23 protein-coding genes are annotated in these 17,909 nt (G+C 69.3%); 10 read left to right on the forward strand and 13 right to left on the reverse strand.

Going from position 1 to position 17,909, the window contains the following annotated elements; translation table 11 throughout:
- Window positions 1–27 precede the first annotated feature (27 nt).
- Window positions 28–801 carry a type I methionyl aminopeptidase gene (gene map, locus LBN7_RS08235; RefSeq protein WP_407361492.1) on the reverse strand — a complete coding sequence of 258 codons (774 nt, stop codon included), beginning with the start codon at window positions 799–801 and terminating at the stop codon, window positions 28–30.
- A gap of 65 nt (window positions 802–866) precedes the next feature.
- Between map and LBN7_RS08240 the strand changes: the two genes are divergently transcribed.
- Both LBN7_RS08240 and LBN7_RS08245 read left to right on the forward strand, forming a co-directional pair.
- Window positions 867–1,148, forward strand: a complete 282-nt coding sequence (locus tag LBN7_RS08240) for a helix-turn-helix domain-containing protein (RefSeq protein ID WP_407361708.1) — start codon at window positions 867–869, stop codon at window positions 1,146–1,148.
- A 91-nt stretch (window positions 1,149–1,239) separates the two neighbouring features.
- Complete coding sequence (locus LBN7_RS08245; RefSeq protein WP_407361493.1) at window positions 1,240–1,596, forward strand: type II toxin-antitoxin system VapC family toxin; 357 nt, start codon at window positions 1,240–1,242, stop codon at window positions 1,594–1,596.
- Window positions 1,597–1,661: 65 nt separating this feature from the next.
- Here the strand turns inward: LBN7_RS08245 and LBN7_RS08250 are convergent, their stop codons facing one another.
- On the reverse strand, window positions 1,662–1,967 hold the full coding sequence (locus LBN7_RS08250; RefSeq protein ID WP_341946685.1) for a transcriptional regulator: 306 nt from the start codon (window positions 1,965–1,967) through the stop codon (window positions 1,662–1,664).
- Window positions 1,968–2,048: 81 nt separating this feature from the next.
- Between LBN7_RS08250 and LBN7_RS08255 the strand changes: the two genes are divergently transcribed.
- On the forward strand, window positions 2,049–3,290 hold the full coding sequence (locus LBN7_RS08255) for an MFS transporter (protein WP_407361494.1): 1,242 nt from the start codon (window positions 2,049–2,051) through the stop codon (window positions 3,288–3,290).
- A gap of 414 nt (window positions 3,291–3,704) precedes the next feature.
- Here the strand turns inward: LBN7_RS08255 and LBN7_RS08260 are convergent, their stop codons facing one another.
- Together LBN7_RS08260 and LBN7_RS08265 are read right to left on the reverse strand one after the other, a co-directional pair.
- Complete coding sequence (locus LBN7_RS08260; RefSeq protein ID WP_407361495.1) at window positions 3,705–5,126, reverse strand: DHA2 family efflux MFS transporter permease subunit; 1,422 nt, start codon at window positions 5,124–5,126, stop codon at window positions 3,705–3,707.
- A 102-nt stretch (window positions 5,127–5,228) separates the two neighbouring features.
- Window positions 5,229–5,795 carry a TetR/AcrR family transcriptional regulator gene (locus tag LBN7_RS08265; protein ID WP_407361496.1) on the reverse strand — a complete coding sequence of 189 codons (567 nt, stop codon included), beginning with the start codon at window positions 5,793–5,795 and terminating at the stop codon, window positions 5,229–5,231.
- Between the two features lie 101 nt (window positions 5,796–5,896).
- On the opposite strand from LBN7_RS08265, the gene LBN7_RS08270 reads away from it, so the two are divergent.
- Both LBN7_RS08270 and LBN7_RS08275 read left to right on the forward strand, forming a co-directional pair.
- On the forward strand, window positions 5,897–6,385 hold the full coding sequence (locus LBN7_RS08270; protein WP_341946690.1) for a DUF2975 domain-containing protein: 489 nt from the start codon (window positions 5,897–5,899) through the stop codon (window positions 6,383–6,385).
- Complete coding sequence (locus LBN7_RS08275) at window positions 6,385–6,612, forward strand: helix-turn-helix transcriptional regulator (protein WP_341946692.1); 228 nt, start codon at window positions 6,385–6,387, stop codon at window positions 6,610–6,612. The genes LBN7_RS08270 and LBN7_RS08275 overlap by 1 nt, the downstream gene beginning before the upstream one ends.
- Window positions 6,613–6,774: 162 nt before the next feature.
- Here LBN7_RS08275 and panB read toward each other — a convergent pair whose 3' ends face one another.
- Genes panB through LBN7_RS08295 form a run of 4 tightly spaced genes read right to left on the reverse strand, consistent with a single transcriptional unit; the run spans window position 6,775 to window position 9,696 of the window.
- Window positions 6,775–7,644, reverse strand: coding sequence for a 3-methyl-2-oxobutanoate hydroxymethyltransferase (gene panB, locus LBN7_RS08280; RefSeq protein WP_407361497.1), 870 nt, complete (start codon window positions 7,642–7,644; stop codon window positions 6,775–6,777).
- Window positions 7,641–8,033, reverse strand: coding sequence for an aspartate 1-decarboxylase (panD, locus tag LBN7_RS08285; protein ID WP_407361498.1), 393 nt, complete (start codon window positions 8,031–8,033; stop codon window positions 7,641–7,643). The genes panB and panD overlap by 4 nt, the downstream gene beginning before the upstream one ends.
- Complete coding sequence (gene panC / locus LBN7_RS08290) at window positions 8,033–8,890, reverse strand: pantoate--beta-alanine ligase (protein ID WP_407361499.1); 858 nt, start codon at window positions 8,888–8,890, stop codon at window positions 8,033–8,035. The genes panD and panC overlap by 1 nt, the downstream gene beginning before the upstream one ends.
- A complete protein-coding gene (locus LBN7_RS08295) occupies window positions 8,887–9,696 on the reverse strand; it encodes a Rossmann-like and DUF2520 domain-containing protein (RefSeq protein WP_407361500.1) in 810 nt (269 codons plus the stop codon). Before LBN7_RS08295 ends, panC begins: the two co-directional genes overlap by 4 nt.
- 214 nt (window positions 9,697–9,910) lie before the next feature.
- On the opposite strand from LBN7_RS08295, the gene LBN7_RS08300 reads away from it, so the two are divergent.
- The gene (locus LBN7_RS08300) at window positions 9,911–10,750 is read left to right on the forward strand and encodes a hypothetical protein (RefSeq protein WP_407361501.1); all 840 of its coding nucleotides are present in this window, start codon (window positions 9,911–9,913) and stop codon (window positions 10,748–10,750) included.
- 12 nt (window positions 10,751–10,762) lie between these two features.
- On the opposite strand, the gene LBN7_RS08305 is transcribed toward LBN7_RS08300, so the two are convergent.
- Window positions 10,763–11,716: a DUF1214 domain-containing protein gene (locus tag LBN7_RS08305; RefSeq protein ID WP_407361502.1), complete on the reverse strand. Its 954-nt coding sequence runs from the start codon at window positions 11,714–11,716 to the stop codon at window positions 10,763–10,765.
- 205 nt (window positions 11,717–11,921) lie between these two features.
- Between LBN7_RS08305 and LBN7_RS08310 the strand changes: the two genes are divergently transcribed.
- From LBN7_RS08310 to LBN7_RS08320, 3 genes are all read left to right on the forward strand, one after another.
- Window positions 11,922–12,584, forward strand: a complete 663-nt coding sequence (locus LBN7_RS08310) for a stage II sporulation protein M (protein ID WP_407361503.1) — start codon at window positions 11,922–11,924, stop codon at window positions 12,582–12,584.
- A gap of 13 nt (window positions 12,585–12,597) precedes the next feature.
- Window positions 12,598–13,278, forward strand: a complete 681-nt coding sequence (locus LBN7_RS08315; RefSeq protein WP_407361504.1) for a hypothetical protein — start codon at window positions 12,598–12,600, stop codon at window positions 13,276–13,278.
- A gap of 107 nt (window positions 13,279–13,385) precedes the next feature.
- Window positions 13,386–13,955: a dihydrofolate reductase family protein gene (locus tag LBN7_RS08320; RefSeq protein WP_407361505.1), complete on the forward strand. Its 570-nt coding sequence runs from the start codon at window positions 13,386–13,388 to the stop codon at window positions 13,953–13,955.
- Window positions 13,956–14,124: 169 nt separating this feature from the next.
- On the opposite strand, the gene LBN7_RS08325 is transcribed toward LBN7_RS08320, so the two are convergent.
- The gene (locus LBN7_RS08325) at window positions 14,125–15,054 is read right to left on the reverse strand and encodes an NADP-dependent oxidoreductase (RefSeq protein ID WP_407361506.1); all 930 of its coding nucleotides are present in this window, start codon (window positions 15,052–15,054) and stop codon (window positions 14,125–14,127) included.
- 92 nt (window positions 15,055–15,146) lie between these two features.
- Between LBN7_RS08325 and LBN7_RS08330 the strand changes: the two genes are divergently transcribed.
- Window positions 15,147–15,647, forward strand: coding sequence for a MarR family winged helix-turn-helix transcriptional regulator (locus LBN7_RS08330; protein ID WP_407361507.1), 501 nt, complete (start codon window positions 15,147–15,149; stop codon window positions 15,645–15,647).
- A gap of 205 nt (window positions 15,648–15,852) precedes the next feature.
- Here LBN7_RS08330 and LBN7_RS08335 read toward each other — a convergent pair whose 3' ends face one another.
- The 3 genes from LBN7_RS08335 to LBN7_RS08345 are packed head-to-tail and all read right to left on the reverse strand — an operon-like array spanning window position 15,853 to window position 17,820.
- Window positions 15,853–16,449 (reverse strand): HAD family hydrolase, encoded by a 597-nt coding sequence (locus tag LBN7_RS08335; RefSeq protein ID WP_407361508.1) that lies wholly within the window; start codon window positions 16,447–16,449, stop codon window positions 15,853–15,855.
- A 20-nt stretch (window positions 16,450–16,469) separates the two neighbouring features.
- Window positions 16,470–17,108 (reverse strand): TetR/AcrR family transcriptional regulator, encoded by a 639-nt coding sequence (locus LBN7_RS08340; protein WP_407361509.1) that lies wholly within the window; start codon window positions 17,106–17,108, stop codon window positions 16,470–16,472.
- 16 nt (window positions 17,109–17,124) lie between these two features.
- The gene (locus tag LBN7_RS08345; RefSeq protein ID WP_407361510.1) at window positions 17,125–17,820 is read right to left on the reverse strand and encodes an aspartate/glutamate racemase family protein; all 696 of its coding nucleotides are present in this window, start codon (window positions 17,818–17,820) and stop codon (window positions 17,125–17,127) included.
- Between the last annotated feature and the right edge of the window lie 89 nt (window positions 17,821–17,909).

The following is a 17,909-nucleotide window of genomic DNA, read 5'->3' on the forward strand; positions in this document are numbered from 1 at the left end:
TTCGGATGCCGTGGGCAGGCGGCGACCTCAGCTGCGCGGCAGGGTGAGGATCTCGGCGCCCTCCGCCGTGACCGCGATCGTGTGCTCGGTGTGGGCGGTGCGGCATCCGGTCGCGCTGCGCAGCGTCCAGCCGTCGGCGTCGGTGACGAGCTCGTCGGTGTCAGCCATGACCCACGGCTCGAGCGCGAGCAGCAGCCCGGGGCGCAGGATGTAGCCGCGACCGGGTCGACCGTCGTTCGCGACATGCGGATCCTGGTGCATGGTCGAGCCGATGCCGTGCCCGCCGAACTCGAGGTTGACCGTGTAGCCGGAGCCACGCAGCACGGTGCCGATCGCGCGCGACAGGTCGCCGATGCGGGCGCCGGGCCGCACAGCCGCGATACCTGCGGCGAGCGCGCGTTCGGTCGCGTCGATCAGGGCCAGATCCTCGGGCGCCTGCGTCTCTCCGACGATGAAGCTGATCGCCGCGTCGGCCGAGATGCCCCGGAGGGTGACGGCGAGGTCGAGCGTGAGCAGATCGCCGTCGGCGAGGGAGTAGTCGTGCGGCATGCCGTGGAGCACGGCGTCGTTCACCGCGGTGCAGACGTAGTGGCCGAAAGGTCCGCGTCCGAAGGAGGGCGCGTAGTCGACGTAGCAGGATTCGGCTCCGGCATCCTCGATCATCTGCTTCGTCCAGCGGTCGAGATCGAGCAGGTTCACGCCGACGGCCGTTCGCTTCTTCAGCGCCCGCAGGATGCCGCCGACGAGGGCGCCGGCGTCACGCGCACGGGCGAGTTCGTCGTCGTTCAGGATCTCGATCATGGTTCTCTCTCCGGTTCCGATAACTATCCCGGTAATACTATCCCGGGATTAGTATGGGCATCATGATGGTCCGGATGCCGCTCACCCCCGCCGAGGTCGAACGCGGCGAGCGCCTCGGCGCCCTGCTGCGCCGGGCGCGCGGCGAAAGGTCGATGCTCGCCGTCGCCCTGGACGCCGGAGTCTCCCCCGAGACGCTGCGCAAGATCGAGTCCGGCCGCGTCGCGACGCCCGCCTTCTCGACGATCGCCGCGATCAGCGGCGTGCTCGGCCTCTCGCTCGACGCCGTCTGGTCCGAGATCGGGACGGATGCCGAGCGCCGCACCGCCGCGGCACGCATCGCCTCCTGACCACTCCTGCACAGTCGGGGTCAGCGAGAATCCGCCCACGGATCGCGCCTCACGGCTCGGACCGCGGTGGCGCATCCCCGAGGGTGGACGCATGACCACGACGGGCGAGCCGTCGCGGCTCCACGAACGGCTGGTCACCGACCATCTGATCGCGCCCGAGATCCTTCCGATCGAAGTCGCCTCCGCCCTGCGTGGATTGAACCGCGGCGGCATACTCAGCGACGAACGCCTCGCCCGCGCGGCATCCGACCTCCCTCGACTTCGGGTCGAGCTGTATCCGTCACTGCCACTCGCGCCGCGCGTGCTCGACATGAGGCAGAACCTCAGCGCCTACGACGCCGCGTACGTCGTCCTCGCCGAGGTCACGCGATCGGCGCTGCTCACTCTCGACCAGCGTCTGGCTCGCTCAGCCGCGGCGCACTGCGCCGTGGAGGTGCCGTCACGCTGAGCGTTCGTGAGCGGTCGGGCGCGCGAGCGCGTCGGGCACCCTGAGCGGTCGGGCGCGCTCCGCTCTCAGCCCCGGAGCACGGAGTCGAGCAGCCCGGGGAAGAGCGTGTCGAGATCGTCACGTCTGAGCGTCAGCATCCGTCGCCGTCCGTTGGGTTCGTTGCGGATGACGCCGGCCTCGCGCAGCACTTTCATGAAGTGCGACTTGGTCGACTTCGGCAGATTCGGGTCGGTCGCGTGGCAGGCGGCCATGTCGAGCGGACCGTCGGCGAGCTGACGCGCGATCGCCAGACGCTCGGGGTCGCTGAGCGCGAAGAGCACGTCTGTGATCTGGATCTCGGAGCGCTCCGGGTGCGGAAGGTCGCCTGGCATAGTTCGAGAATAGTTGAACAATCACGGAATGGCGAGTACGCTCCGATAGTTCGATGATTCTCGAACCCTTGAGGAGCACGCATGACCACCACCCAGCCGATCGTCCGACCGTCGGTCGAGGCCGCTGCCCTTCCGCAGGCGCAGGGACCCACGATCCCCCGCGCCCGGTTCGGATTCGCACTCGCGATCGTCGCCCAGGTCGCGATGATGATCGCCGCGAGTGCGCCCTCGCCGTTCTACCCGGTGCTCGCGCAGGACATCGGCTTCGATGCGATCGTGATCGCGGCGGTCTTCGCCGTCTACGCGGTCTCCCTGCTGCTGACCCTCCTGACCGCCGGCTCGCTCTCCGACCACGTCGGCCGCCGGCCGGTCGTCATCGCGGGCCTGCTGCTCCTGGCGGGCAGCATGTTCCTCTTCTGGCACGCGGATGCCGTGGCGACGCTGTTCTTCGCCCGGATCCTGCAGGGCATCGCGAGCGGTCTGCTCATCTCCGCGCTCTCGGCGACCGCGCTCGACTTCGCGCCGGGCGGGCGCGCGGGCGTCGCGGGCCTGTGGAACGCACTGAGCCCCGGCATCGGTCTGGCGCTCGGGGCGCTCGCCTCCGGCGTGGTGCTCGACCTGAGCGGCGAAGCGCTGCTCGACGTGTTCGCCCCGCTCAGCACCGCCTACCTCGTGCTGGCTGTGCTGTTCTTCCTCATCCCGGAGACCGCACCGCGCAAGCCCGGAGTCTGGGCATCGCTCAGCTTCCGCCTCTCGATCCCCGCGGCGATCCGGGCGGACTTCTGGCGCGGCGCTCCGGCCGTGGTCGCGGGCTGGGCCACCGGCGGCCTGTTCCTGTCGCTCGGTGCGAACATCGTGCACAACGAGCTCGGCGGCTCCGCCCACGTCTGGCAGGGGCTCGCGGTCGCGATGCTCGCCGGCGTCGGAGCGATCACCGCGTTCCTGATGCGCCGCCGCCCGCCGCGCACCTCGGTCGTGTTCGGCACCACGGCACTGGCCGTCGGGACCGCCCTGTCGCTCGCGGCGCTCGGACTCGGATCGCTCCCCTTCTATCTCGCCGCGACCGCCGTGACCGGCATGGGCTTCGGCACCGCATTCTCTGGGGTCGTCGCCTCTCTCGCCCCGCGCATCCCCGCGACGCAGCGCGCCGACACCTTCGCCGTGATCTACCTGCTGGCCTACCTCGCATTCGGGGTGCCCGCGGTGATCGCCGGATCGCTCGTCGGCATCGTCGGGCTCGGAACCGTGTGCGTCGGATACGGCATCGTGGTGATCGCGCTCGCCCTCGTGGCCCTGGTGTCGCGGCTGCGCCGCGCGGACTGACCACCGCGCTCGAGCACCGAGCGCCCGAGCCGCTCCAGCACCGAGAGCCTCGGGCCGCTCCAGCACCGAGAGCCCGAGCCGCTCCAGCGCCGAGAGCCTCGAGCAGCAGCGCGTCGGGAGGAGAACTCGCGCGTGGGCGGAGGAATCCGTGAGGATCCTCCGCCCGACGACGAGTTCTCCGCCCATTACTGAGGCTCGGCGCCGCGCCGCACCCTCAGCCGCGGCGCCACACCGCGACGACACTCGCACCGAGCACGGCCAGCGCCGAGACCCTCGGGCCGCAACAGCGCCGAGAGCCCGGAGCCGCAGCGCGTCGGGAGGAGAACTCGCGCGTGGGCGGAGGAATCCGTGAGGATCCTCCGCCCGACGACGAGTTCTCCACCCACTACTGAGGCTCGGCCTCGCGCTGCACCCTCACCCGCGCCGCCAGACCGCGACGACCCCCGCACCGAGCACGGCCAGCGCCGCCGCACCGAGGAAGAGCCAGGCGAAGCCGCCGGTGAGGGCATCGGCTGTCGCGGCGCCCCTGGCCTCGAGCGACGCCGTGCGCAGACCGGCGATCGTCCCGAGCACGGCCAGCCCGACCGCGCCGCCGATCTGCTGGCTGGTGTTGATGAGTCCGCCGGCGAGTCCCGCCTCGCCGCCCTCGACGCCGTCGACCGCGAGCTGGGTCGTGGCGACGAAGGCTCCGCCGAGGCCGACGCCGATCAGCAGCGTCGGGCCGAGCAGCTGCGCGACGAACTCGGCATCCGCGGGTGCCGCGGCGAGCCAGACCAGCCCGCCGGCGAGCACGAGCAGCGAGCCGATGAGCACGGAGCGCACACCGAGCCGTCCGATCAGGCTCGGCACCGCTCCGGCCACGAGCACGAGAGCACCGGCGAGCGGAAGCTGCGAGAGCCCGGCGGCGAGGGCGTCGTAGCTGAGCACCGCCTGCATGTAGACCGACAGCGCGAAGAACAGCGCGACCATCGCAGCGCCACCCAGCACCATCACGACGTTGCCGAGCGCGAGGCTGCGGTTGCGGAACACCGACAGCGGCACGAGCGGCTCAGCACTCCGACGCTCGATCACGAGGAAGGCGGCTCCCAGCACCAGCGCGCCCGCGAAGAGCACGAGAGGGAGCGGATGCAGGAACCCGAGCTGCTCGACGGCACTGAAGCCTCCGACCAGGGCGACGAGCGCGGCCGTCACGGTGACGGCGCCGGCCACGTCCAGGCGTCCCGATGCGCGGGCATCGTCGCGGGTGATGAGCAGCGGGATCGCGATGAGCACGATCGCGCCGACCGGGACGTTCACGAAGAACACCGACTGCCAGCCGAGGGTCGCGGTGAGCACACCACCGAGCAGCACGCCGGCCGCGGAGCCGATGCCCGCGACGCCTCCCCAGACCCCGAGTGCCGTGGTGCGCTCCTTCGCATCCGGGAAGAGGTGCGTGAGCAGCGCCAGTGCCGCCGGGGCGAGGAGCGCGGCCGACGCGCCCTGCAGGGCGCGAGCCGCCAGGAGCATCTCGGCCGAGAACGAGAGGCCGGCCAGGGCGGATGCCGCGACGAACCCGGCCGCCCCGACGAGGAACACCCGGCGGTGGCCGTAGCGGTCGGCCAGTCGTCCGCCGAGGAGCAGCAGCCCGCCGAAGGCGAGGACGTAGGCGGTGATCACCCAGGCGAGAGCGGCGGTGTCCATGCCGAGCTGCTGCCCGAGCACGGGGAGCGCGATGTTCACGATCGAGGCGTCGAGCACGACGAGGAACTGCGCGAGCGCGAGGATGCCGAGCGCGAGCCAGCGGCGCGAACTGCGCGGGGCCGCCTGCGTGATCGGCGGGGTGGTGAGAGCGGTCATGATCTTCTCCTTCTCGGTGGTGCGATGTCGGTGGATTGATGGATGAGTGATTGCTCACTCACTCTTGAGGACAAGCGAAACCGGCGCGAGCCGGGTGGCGGTTCAGTCGGGGTGGCGGATGCCGCGGGTCAGCAGGATCGCCCACTTCTCGGGGCGCCCGTCGAGCTGCGTGGTGACGATGAGGTGGCACAGCTGACCGAACGCGATGAAGGTCTGCACGTCTTCGTCGGAGCCGCCGGAGCGGCTCTGCGCGTACGTCGTCACGCGGCCGAGTCCCGCTCGGAGCGCGGCGCCGATCTCGGGGATCTCGGCGACGGACTGCGCGTGCACCTGCAGCATCAGCAGCTTCCGGTCCGAGATGAGGTGCGCGTAGGCATCGCCCATCGCGTCGAGGATGGCCTCCGGGGTCTGCGCCGAGGCGGCATCCGCTCCTTCTTCGAGGGCGACGATGATGGCCTCGAAGCAGGCCTCGAGCGCCGCGATGAACAGCGCCTCCTTGCCCGCGTAGAGCTTGAAGACGTAGGCCGGGGAGATCTTGGCCTCGCGGGCGACATCCGCGACGGTCGTGCCGTGATACCCGCCGCGTGCGAACTCCGCGAGCGCCGCCGCGGCCACGAGGGGCCGGCGGGCGTCTGCCGTGGAGAGGATGGAGCTGCGCGAGGTGGGCATATGAGTGACTGTACACTCACTCTTCGCCCGCGGCAACGCGTGGTTGCAGAATCTGTCGATAAACGATAGATTCCTGTTGTTCTTCGATGAGAGGTGAAGCCATGCGAAAAGCGACGATCGTCGTGCTGCAGGTCGTGATCGCGATCGCCCTGGTGGGATCGGTGGCCGTTCAGGCCCTGATCGCCCCCCTGCTCTGGCTCGACCTCGGCGAGGGCGAGCTGCTCGGGCGCATCTTCCTGGTCGGCATCGTCGTTCTGGGCGTCGGCACGCTGCAGGTGTTCGGCATCTGCGTGTGGCTGCTGCTGAACAAGGTGCGTCGGGGATCGATCTTCTCGGAGTCGTCGTTCCTCTACGTCGACGTGATCATCGGCGCGATCCTCGTCGCCGCGATCCTGGCCCTGTCGCTCGCGATCGCTCTCGCCCCGGGCGATGCGGCCCCCGGAGTCGTGGGGCTGATCTGCGGTGCCTCGCTCGTCCTCGGCGGGATGGCGCTGCTCGTCGTCGTGATGAAGGCGCTGCTGCGTCAGGCGATCGCCAGCGAGGCCGAGGCGCAGACGCTCCGCGCAGAGCTCGACAACGAGGTGATCTGATGCCCGTCGTCGTCGACATCGACGTGATGATGGCCCGCCGCAAGATGAGCGTCGGCGAGCTGGCCGAGCGCATCGGCATCACGCCCACCAACCTCGCGGTGCTGAAGAACGGACGCGCGAAGGCCGTGCGCTTCACGACTCTCGACGCGCTGTGCGAGGTGCTCGAGTGCCAGCCCGGAGATCTGCTGCGGTGGGAGGCCGAAGGCGCCGAAGGGGCCGACTCGTAGGGTCGGCACCCGGCACCGGGCATCCGGCATCCGCCATCTGACCCCGCACCACCCGACCCCTGACGCCCAGACAAGGGAACGTGCGTCTCCGGAGGACGGAACCCGGAAATCCGCCCTTTCGGAGCGCACATCTCCTCGAGAGACGCACAGCGGATGCCGGGACTACCGCCGCGCGAGCAGCTCCCCCAGCCGTGCGGCCTCGTCCGCCGGCATCGCGTATCCGTGCTCGGCGCCCGGGTACACCCCGCCGCGCACCTCGGCCGCGTACTCCGAGACGCCGGCGACGGCCGCATCGCGCAGGGCCGCGTATCGCTTCACGAACTTGGCCGCGCCGCCGTCGTACAGGCCGAGCAGGTCGTGGAAGACGAGCACCTGGCCGTCGGCATCCGCTCCCGCTCCGATCCCGATGACCGGGATGTCGAGCAGGGGCATGAGCGCCGCGGTGACCTCCGACGGCACGGCTTCGATCACGAGCATCGAGCAGCCGGCATCCTGCAGCGCGAGGGCGTCGTCGATCACGGCGAGCGCGGCCTCGGCGGTGCGTCCCTGCGCGCGGTAGCCGCCGAGTGCCGTGGCGGTCTGAGGGGTGAGGCCGACATGACCGACCACCGGGATGCCGGCGCGCACGAGGGCCCGCGCCCGGTCGACCGTCGATCCGCCGCGCTCGATCTTGACGAGGTCCACTCCGGCCTCCTTGACGAAGCGCTGGGCGGTCGCGATCGCGAGTTCGTCGGAAGCCTCATAGGAGCCGAACGGCAGGTCGCCGACGAGCAGCGGAATCGTGAGCCCTCTCCGCACGGCCTTGGTCAGCATGAGCATCTCGTCGACCGTCACCGGCACCGTGCTCTCGTAGCCGAGCACGGTCATCGCGGCCGAGTCGCCGACGAGCACCATGTCGACGCCGGCATCCTCGACGATCTGCGCGCTCGGGTGGTCGTAGGCGGTCACCATGACGATCGGGTCGCCGGCCTCCTTCTTCGTGGCGAGACTCGCGAGCGTGACCCGCTTGCGGGGTGCCGCGTGCGCGCTCACAGCGCTGCCTCCGTCAACAGGCGGTCGACGGCGTCGTCGACCTGGATGATGCTGTTGGAGCGATCGACGTGCACGACGCGCGGTTCGTAGGTGGCGAGGTCTTCCGCGGAGTAGTCCGCGTAGGAGATGACGATGATCGTGTCGCCGGTGTGCACGAGGCGAGCGGCGGCGCCGTTGACCTGGATGACACCGGATCCGCGCTCGCCCACGAGCGTGTAGGTTTCGAAGCGCGCGCCGTTGTCGACGTCGACGACGTGCACCTGCTCGTGCGGGAGGATGTCGGCGGCCTCGAGCAGGTCGGGGTCGATGGTGATCGAACCGACGTAGTGGAGGTCGCTCGCGGTGATGGTCGCGCGGTGGATCTTCGACTTCAGCATGGTGCGTCGCATCAGGCATCCTTCGTTGCGGAGAGAGTGTGGTTGTCGATCAGCCGGGCGGCGCCCACACGGGCGGCGACGGCGAGGAGCGCGTCGCCCTCGACGCGGTCGACGGATTCCAGCGTCGATGCGTCGCGGAGTTCGAGGTAGTCGGGCGTGATCCCGGCATCCGCGAGCACCCGTCGGGCGGCGGAGAGGATGCCGTCGGAGTCGCGCTCCCCCGCGGCGAAGACGGATGCCGCGGCGTCGAGCGCCCGGTTCAACGCGGTCGCTCGCGAGCGAGCATCCGCGTCGAGGTAGACATTGCGCGAGCTCATGGCGAGTCCGTCGGCTTCGCGCACGATCGGGCACGCCTCGATGCGCACGTCGAGGTCGAGGTCGCGCGCGACGCGACGGACGACGAGGACCTGCTGCGCATCCTTCTGCCCGAAGTAGGCGACGTCGGGGCGGACGATGCCGAACAGCTTGGTGACGACGGTGGCGACGCCGTCGAAGTGGTGGGGCCCGCGGGCGGCTCCGTCGAGCACGTCGGTCAGTCCTGCGACGTGGATGTTCGTCGCGAAGCCGTCGGGGTAGATCTCGGATGCCGCGGGCGCGAGGAGGATGTCGACGCCCTCAGCCTCGGCGAGCGCGGCGTCGCGGACTTCGTCGCGCGGGTAGGCGCCGAGGTCTTCGTTCGCGCCGAACTGGGTCGGGTTGACGAAGAGCGAGACGACGACGAGGTCGTTCTGCGCACGAGCGCGGCGCATGAGGGAGAGGTGACCCTCGTGGAAGGCGCCCATGGTGGGGACGAGGCCGACGCTCTGGCTCTCGCGCCGAGCTGCGCTGACAGCGGCGCGGACCTCGGCGATCGTGCGGAGGATCTTCATTCGCTCGTCGCCTCCGGTTCGGGGATCACGGTCGGCGGGGTGCCGGAATCGATCGTGGGGATTCTGGTCGCACGGCGGGCGACGGCACGCGTCGCGGTGACGAGTTCGGTGAAGAGCGGCGCGAGGTGCGGAGCATCTGCGTCGACCGCGTCCCGCTGCCGCTCGATCGTGCGCGCATCACCGCGGGCGATGGGCCCGGTGAGCGCATCCGGGGCGCCGACGTCCGCCCAGTTGTCGACGCTGCGGCGGACCAGCGGGGCGATCAGCTCACGCGCGTCGTCGGCGGGGATGCCGGCCTCGGCCGCGAGCTGCTCTGCCGCGTCGAGCACGGCGAGCACGAAGTTCGACGAGAAGGATGCTGCCGCGTGATAGGTCGCGCGATGGGCGTCGTCGACGGTGAACGGGCGAGCGCCGAGGGCGCGAGCGAGCTGCTCGGCGGTCGCGAGCGCGTCGGACGTGCGGCCGGCGATCGCGGCTCCGATGCCATCGAACACGTCGGGCGTCTCGGATCCCGTGAACGTCTGCAGCGGATGGATGCTGAAATCGACGTCGTCGAGCCCGGTCGCACCGGAGACGTGCCCGACGAGTCGCACGTGCGGGCGGGCGACGAACGCGACCGCCGGGATCGCGGCATCCGGAACGCAGAGCAACGCGATGTCGGCGGACGGCATCGACTGGTCGCGGCGGAGCGGCCCGAGGACCTCGAAGCCCGCCGTCCGGAGCGACCGGGCGAGAACGCCGCCGAGACGTCCGGCGCCGATCACGGCGATGGTCGTCTCAGGCGCGAGAGCAGAGGCAGGATTCATGATGAGGGCCGGTCGAACAGGGCGACGCGGATGCCATGAGTATCCGCCGTCAGCAGCATCCGCTCCAAATCGGAGAGCAATATGACATCATGAGTCCGTCTTTTCATTGTCAGATTTACAGCTATCTCCCTCGTTTGATTTACATATTGATCTCACGCGTTCGATGAGGACGCGCGAGGAGTGCGACGAGCACCTCGCCGACTAGGCTCCCTCCATGCCCCACCGCACCATCGAGCTCCACGTCGATCGCGACAGCGTCGCCATGGGCGATGACGTCGTCCCGCACGCCGGCGTCCTGTCGGTCCCCCGGGGAACGCTGCTCAGCGCGGCACTCGAGCTGGCCTCGCCCGAGATCCGCTCGCCGGGGTGGTCGTGGGTCGCGGTCGTCGATGGCGCGACCACTGCCGTGTGGTCCGTCGACCACGGCGTGCAGCTCCTCGTCGCCGACCGGAAGCTCACGCGCGGACCGGTCGACGTCTTCTTCCGCTACTTCGTCCAGATCGACCCGGCCTGGCTCTTCGACCGCCTCGCGCACGACGTCCGTGCTGATCGACGCGCACTCGAGGAGGAGTATGCCCCGATCGCGCGCGAGAAGTACCGGGCGGAGCTCCGTCGTCGCGAGCGCGAGCTCGACGGCCGGTTCCTGAGCACGGAGTGCGTCGATGCCCTCCGGCACTTCGGTGCCGCGATCACCCTGCACGCCGACGTCGCCTGCGACTTCACTCATGACGGCGATGCCTGGTCGGTGAGACGCGCAGACACCATGTTCCAGGTCTTCCGCGGTGGTGGTGGACCGATCGCCTCGATCCGGCCGCATGCCCTCGGCGAGGCCTGGCTGGTCGGCATGCTCGGCGCCTCGGCGCGCACCGCGGCAGGGCGTGCCGACCTGCCCAATGTCGAGCCCCTCGCCGGCCTGGAGCTCACGGCATCCGGTGGTCGGTGGATGTCCCGCGGGGCGACGGTCGTCCAGGTGCGATCCGAACTCGCCGCGCGAGTCGCGCAGCTCGCATACGGACGTTCCGTCGCCGAGGTCCGCGCGTTGCTCGTCGCCTGACTCCGACTCCGCTCAGACGGTCGGGCTCTGCTCCGCGAGCCTGGGGAAGCTCCAGCGGCCAGCGGCGATCTCGGGCCGGGGCCGATACAGCCGGACGAGGTAGTTCCAGCCCTCGACGACAGGAATCGCGTTCGGCACATCGTCGGGATAGCTGCCGAACCGGACGGTGATGCTGCCGTCGTCGTTGCGGACTCCGGTGATGTTGTTGACCGTGTACGAGTCGCGGTCGTTCGGTTCGAAGTATCCGGCGGCGTTGTAGACCGAGATCGACCAGAATCCGTCGACGGGAACGTCGCCGACGGTCAGCTCGTACTGACCGACGGGGAGGCGCGGGTCGACTCCGATGTAGCTCGCCTCATACGACGGGAGCCCGCCCCAGCCGGCCGCAGTCCCGATGAGGTGGCGCACCGGGTCGACCTGTTCCTTCGTGCCGAACATGTGGTCGAACCCGGTGAGGTTGCGGGCGAGCGCGAGCAGCGCGTCGCGGGTCTCGTCGAGGCTCGTCGTGTCGTAGTCGGGCATCTCGAACGGGATGGCCGAGGCGCTGTCGAGCCGGATCTGATCCTGCAGCGCCGCGACCTGGGCGAGGTCAGCCTCGTCCGCGGGGTCAACCAGCGTGCGGATCGCCAGCACCACATGAGGCGTGCCGAACTGCTCGACGGTGAGGCGATGCTCGCCCGCGTCATGGAAGATCGCGTCGATGTAGTGGTGCTCGTTGACGACCATCGCCGACACGTAGCGATCGCCGTGCTCGGGGATGGTGAACGTCGCACCGGCGCTGATGTCGACGACGGCGAAGCTGTACAGGGTGTCTCTGTTCAGCCGGATGACGGTCTGATTGTCGATCGCCGCGGGTTCGCGGTTGTGCAGGAAGAGATTCACGCCGCCGGCATTGGCCTGGAGGTCGTGCATCATGCGGTGAGTCTCGGCGAGGGCGAAGTTGTCGGCATTGACGAAGACGGTCATGGCTCGATCATGCCCATACCCGCGCCCGATCGGAAGCGCCTTCGTGCTTCCGTCCGGGAAAACCGCGTCGCGCATCGAAGGAGAGCGCATCCGCCGTCAGTGGCTCCCCCGCGAGACACTGTCACGGCATGAGGTGACACCGGTCACCCGTTCTCATGACATGGGGACACTGTGCTCGCCATCGACGATGGAGTGCGATGGAAGGATGTCCACTCAGCAGATCTCCATCGCTCATCCCGAGCCCGTCCGCTTCTGGCGGAGGCCCTTCCGGGTCGTGCGCGAGAACATGCGCGTCTACCTCATCCTCAACGCTGCCGCCTATGGGCTCGCTCTCCTCGGCTTCGTGATCGGGATCATCTTCCCCGATCTCGTCGCCGCCCGAGCCGCAGGGCTGGAGGAGGACGGAACGGGCGAGCTCGTGCGCTGGCTCGTCAACACACCTCCGCTGTTCGCGCTGACGATCCTCGGCGTGAACCTGTTCCGCCTCAGCGCTCTGACCATCGTGCTGCCGTCGCTGATCGTGCCGTTCGCGGGACTCGCGTTCTTCGGGTACTGGTCCTTGACCACGGGGATCACTCTCGTCCCGACCTCGGACACGGGGTGGGTCGCGCTCATCCCGCACTCGCTGACGTTCCTCATCGAACTGCAGGCCTACGTGCTGTTCCTGCTGGGAGCGTTCCTGATCGGCAAGTACTGGCTCTTCCCGCGCACGGCGGGGGCGAAGAACCGGCGCCAGGGTTACGTGCGGGGCCTCCGTCAGCTGGGCATGCTCGCACTCCCGGCGCTCGTGCTGCTCATCATCGGAGCCGTCTGGGAGGCGTACTCACTGCGCTACCTGGTGCATCCGCTCGCACAGCTGCTGCTCTGAGAGGAGCACCTCCATGTTCGATGAAGACGATGCCGACGCGCTCGGCATGCTCGGCGATGCCGACGAGGGCACGATTCCCCGCCGCCAGAAGCGCGGAGACGGGCGTCCACTTGAACCTTTCCGCTGGTGGCATCTGGTGTCTGGTCGAAAGCTGTTCGCGCTGGTCGTTCCGCGGCCGGGCGCGCCGGATGTGACCTATGCGGTCGATGTGCGGTCCCATGAGGACGGCGACCCTCGCGCCTACCTCTATCGCGACGGGGCGCAGGCGGTCGTGTCGAAGCTGCCGGCGAGGTTCGCCGTCGAGGGCGGCGTGATCCAGGTATCGGCAGGCTCGTACGGTCTCCGGCGGATGCACTACGTCACGCCCGACCGGTCCGAGCGCCGACTCACCCCGCATCCGAGATCGGCGGTCGGCCGCCGTCTGCGACTCGAGCAGACGCATCCGGTCGCGAGCCGGTGGATCGCCGCCACCGCGATCGTCGTCCTGATCGTCGGTGTGGGAGTGAACGTCCCGCAACTGGTGCAGGTGATCTCCGAGATCCCACCGATCGCGGAGCGCTTCGGCACGTTCGTCTCGCCCATCCATCTCCCGCTGTGGCTCAACATCGCCCTCGGCGCCGGTGCGGCCCTGGCCAGCATGGAGCGCGGCCTCCGCCTCCGCTATCACTGGATGCTCGACGGCCTCGGCAACTGAGCGATCGGCCACCCGGTCGTTGAGCGAGCGAAGCGAGACGAAACGCTCGCGATCAGCATCTGGTACCGTCCGGGAGAGTCCGCTGCGCATCGAAGGAGAGCGACGAGATGAGACCACTGCGGTACGCGATCAATGTCACGCTCGACGGCAGCGTCCATCACGAGGCGGGGCTCACCCCCGATGAGGAGTTCATGGACTTCTGGACCGCCGAGATGGATCGGTCGGATGCTGAGATCTATGGCCGCGTGACCTACGAGATGATGGAGTCCGCCTGGCGGCGGCCGGCGGATGGCGTGTGGCCCGACTGGATGGATGAGTCGGAGGTCCGCTTCGCCGAGCGCATCGACCGGGCGAAGAAGTACGTCGTGTCGAGCAGCCTCGCCTCGGTGGACTGGAATGCCGAGCTGGTCGAGGGCGACCTGGAAGCGGCGATCCGCACGCTGAAGCAGGAACCTGGCAAGGGCCTCTCCGTCGGCGGCGTGACGCTCACCCTCGCGCTTGCAGATCTCGGCCTGATCGACGAGTACACGTTCGCCGTGCATCCGGTGCTCGCCGGAAGCGGGCCGAGACTCTTCGACGGGCTGCGTGAACGCATCGAACTCGAACTCGTGGAGCGGCAGGAGTTCCGGTCGGGGGTCGTCGTGCAGAGGTACCGACCGGTCGCCCCCGGTCGTTGAGCGACACTTCGACTCGCTTCGCTCGCTCAGTGCGGGTCTCTGCGAGACGAAACGTCGCACTGGCGCGGTGCGCTTCCGCAGGAGAAGTGCGCTTCGCGAGGACGGATTCCGGTGCATCGACCTCGCGAAGCGCACGTCTCCTTCCGGCGTGCACATCAGTCGCGGGCGATCACGGCACCACGATGACCTTGCCCACGATCCGCCCCGCGGCCGCCTCCGCGTGCAGCGCCGGAAGCTCCTCGAGCGGGATACGCCGCGTGACCTCGAGGCGGAGAGCCCCGCTGTCGACCAGCGACACGAGCTCGGCCAGTTTCTCGGCATCGGTGCGGACGAAGACGACGACGGACCGCACATTCCGCTCGGCGTCGTCGGGTGCGGGCATCCAGGCGGTGGTGCTGACGACGACTCCCCCGTCGCGGACCAGCCGCACGAGTGCCGTGAACTCGTCCGGTTCGATCGGTGCGAGGTTGAGGAGCATGTCGACCGGCTCGGAGACCGCGTCGAGCACGACGGTCTCAGTGTGGTCGATGATCTCGTCGGCTCCGGCTGCGCGGACGGCATCCGCACTCCGGGGGCTCGCGGTGGCGATGACGTAGGCGCCTGCGCGCGTGGCCAGGGCGATCGCGTACTTGCCGACGACGCCGCCGGCGCCGACGATGAGCAGGCGCTGTCCGGCCCGGAGGTCTCCGTCGTCGAAGAGCGCCTGGCGGGCGGTCAGGGCGACCGACGGGAACGCCGCAGCGTCCGCGAGCGGCACGCCGGTCGGTGCGGCGACGAACACCTCGGCCGGGGCGACGACGTATTCGGCGGCGCCTCCGTCTTCGGCCATCGGCAGGAACCCGATCACCGTGTCACCCACCGCGAAGCCCTCGACGCCCTCGCCGATCGCGTCGATCGTGCCCGAGACGTCGTACCCCGGCACGTGCGGGAGCACGATCGGGATCGGGAGGAATCCGGCGCGCATGCCGTTGTCGGCGGCATTGAAAGCGGATGCCGCGACGCGCAGCCGCACCTGGCCCGCGCCCGGGACGGGCTGCTCGATCTCGCCGTACTGCAGAACCTCGGGGCCGCCCACTTCGTGGAACCGTACTGCCTTCATGATCTTTCCCTCTTTCGTAGGTGCTTCGAATTCGAAGTAATAGGAAGACAATAGCACTGCTTCGAATTCGAAGCAACACGTATACTGGGTGCATGAGCACACAACCTCCTCGGCTCTCTCCCACGGAGCTCGCGGCCTACTTCGCCTTCACCGAGGTGAGCAGCCTGCTCCGGCATGCAGTCGAGAAGCAGCTGAAGGATGTCGGGCAGCTCAGCTACGTGCAGTTCCAGCTGCTGGCGCGGCTCGGCGATGCCCCCGACGGCAATCAGCGGATGACGGATCTCGCCGACGGCGTCGTCTACAGCCGCAGCGGCCTGACCTATCAGGCGCAGTCTCTCGAGGAGCGCGGCCTGGTCACGCGTGCGCCGTCACCCGAAGACGAGCGGAGCACGATCGTCGCGATCACAGCCGCGGGCCGCGAGGTGCTGGCCACGGTGTTCCCTGGGCACATCGAGGCCGTGAAGAGTCTGCTGTTCGAGTCGCTGACGGATGCCGACGTCGAGGCGCTCTCGCGGGTGATGACGCAGGTCAGCGGACACCTGCGGGCGAATCCCCCGCGGTCCGCCGGCCGACGCAAAGCGAAGGCCGACTGACACCCCTGGGTCGCTGAGCTTCCCCCACCCTTCGGTCCTTGAGCGAGCGAAGCGAGACGAAACGCCCCGGGGTCGCTGACCTCGACCCCACCCTTCGGTCGTTGAGCGAGCGAAGCGAGACGAAACGCCCCGGGGTCGCTGACCTCGACCCGTTGGGTCGCTGAGCTTGTCGAAGCGCCCCACCCCCGCGCCCCGTAACGCGCCCTCAGACCCCGACCCCCGCCGCCCGCAGCGCGACACGAAGCCCGTCCGCTGACGCGAACCGATGCGTCGGCATCCCCAGCTCTTCCGCACCGACGAGCTTCGAGGCAGAGTCATCCGTGAAGAAGACCTCCGAACCCGCGAGACCGAGGGCGTCGAGAACGTGCTGGAACGCCCGAATGTCGGGCTTCGCCCAGCCGATCTCCGCGGAGTTGAAGATGGCGTCGAAGTGCGCGGTGAGGCCGAGCGCCGCGGTCTCGGCGGGGATCGTGTCGGTGCCGTTGGTGAGGATGGCCGTGCGGATGCCGGCGGCACGAAGCGCGTCGGCGATGGCGAGCACCTCGGGGTCGACCTCAGACGGCTGTTGCCCCCACTCTTCCGCCGCGACCGTCGAGCCGAGCGTCGCGCCAACCCGGTCGACCCACGTGCGGCGGGAGATCGCGCCGGCCGTCACCTGTTCGAGCAGATCCGGCTCGAAAGCCGTCTGCAGGACAGCGCCGGGTGCGAGCCCATGTCTGGTCTCGATGTCGGCGGTGAAGTCCGCATCGAAATGGCGGACGACACCGTCGAGGTCGAAGAGGACTGCGCGAATCGGAGGCATGCGTTCAGGGTGCCGAAAAGTCACCGCTCGCTGTCGCCGACCGGGCCGAGGATCGCGGTGAAGCCCGCCTCGAGCGATCTGGCGAGCGCGGGCGCGTCGCCGAGGTAGCCGTTCACCATCGCGCCGTCGCGCAGGATCATGAGCTGGTTCGCGACCGAGGTGACGTCGCGCGCCCCCGCCTGTTCGGCGATCCCGGCGAAGAAGTCGACCAGCCACACGCGGTGCGCATCGACGGCCACACGCACCGGATCTTCGGGGTCGGGATACTCCGCGGCCGCGTTGATGAACGCGCATCCGCGGAACCCCGGGCTGCAGCTGGCTGCACCGATGCCTGCGGCGATCGTGCGGGCCGTTGCGAGCGCGTCCCCCTCACGGACCGTGCTCTTCATCCACGCCTGCTCGGCGGCGGACTGCTGCTCGAGGTAGGCGACGACGAGGTCGCTCTTCGCGCGGAAGTGCCGGTAGAACGTGACCTTGGTGATGCCGACCTGCTCGATGATGCGGTCGGCACTCGTCGCGCGGATGCCGTGGTGGTAGAACAGCTCGTTGGCGGCGTCGAGGATCCGCTGTCGCGTGTTCGCGCCGCTCGACGACTTCGCCGCGGGGGCGGGCGTCTCATCGTGCACGTCGGACTCCGGTCTGGTTCGGGCGGATGGCATCAGCGCCTCCAGGATTTCATGGTTCCTGCAGGGCTGCGGCGAGCGCAGCGTCGACATGCAGTGCGGTGGTCGGGAAGACGGGCACCAGCGAATCCTCCGCCGACACCAGCAGTTCGATCTCGGTGCAGCCCAGGATGACGCCCTCGGCGCCCTGCGCGGCGAGGTCTTCGATGACCTCGCGGTAGAACGCGCGGGACTCGGGGCGGATGACACCGTGCACGAGCTCGTCGTAGATGACGGCGTGCACTCCGGCGCGCTGCTCCGCGTTCGGCACGAGAACCTCGATCCCCCGGGCCTCGAGCCGTTCGCGGTAGAACGGCTTCTCCATCGTGAAGGCTGTGCCGAGGAGACCCACTCTGCGGATGCCGGCGCCGAGCACGGCCGCGGCGGTGGTGTCGGCGATGTGGAGGAACGGGATGCCGATCGCGGCTTCGATCCGGTCGGCGACGAGGTGCATGGTGTTGGTGCAGAGCACGATCAGGTCGGCGCCCGCGCGCTCGAGACCACGAGCATGGTCGGCGAGCAGCGTGCCCGCGGCATCCCAGTCGTCGCGCGCCTGCAGGCCTTCGATCTCGGCGAAGTCCAGCGAGTCGAGGATGATGCGCGCGGAGTGATGGCCGCCGAGCTGTTCCCGCACGCGCTCGTTGGCGAGGCGGTACCACTCGAGCGAGGATTCCCAACTCATTCCGCCGAGCACGCCGATCGTCTTCATCGGCGTCGCGCGATCTGTTCGTGGATGGGGAGAAGGGTCGGTCGCATGCACTGAATGTATCCCTGGAGCTGATGGTGTCGCTTGCGCTA

Origin of the sequence: Microbacterium sp. LBN7, assembly GCF_045690345.1 — a bacterium.
Taxonomy (GTDB): domain Bacteria; phylum Actinomycetota; class Actinomycetes; order Actinomycetales; family Microbacteriaceae; genus Microbacterium.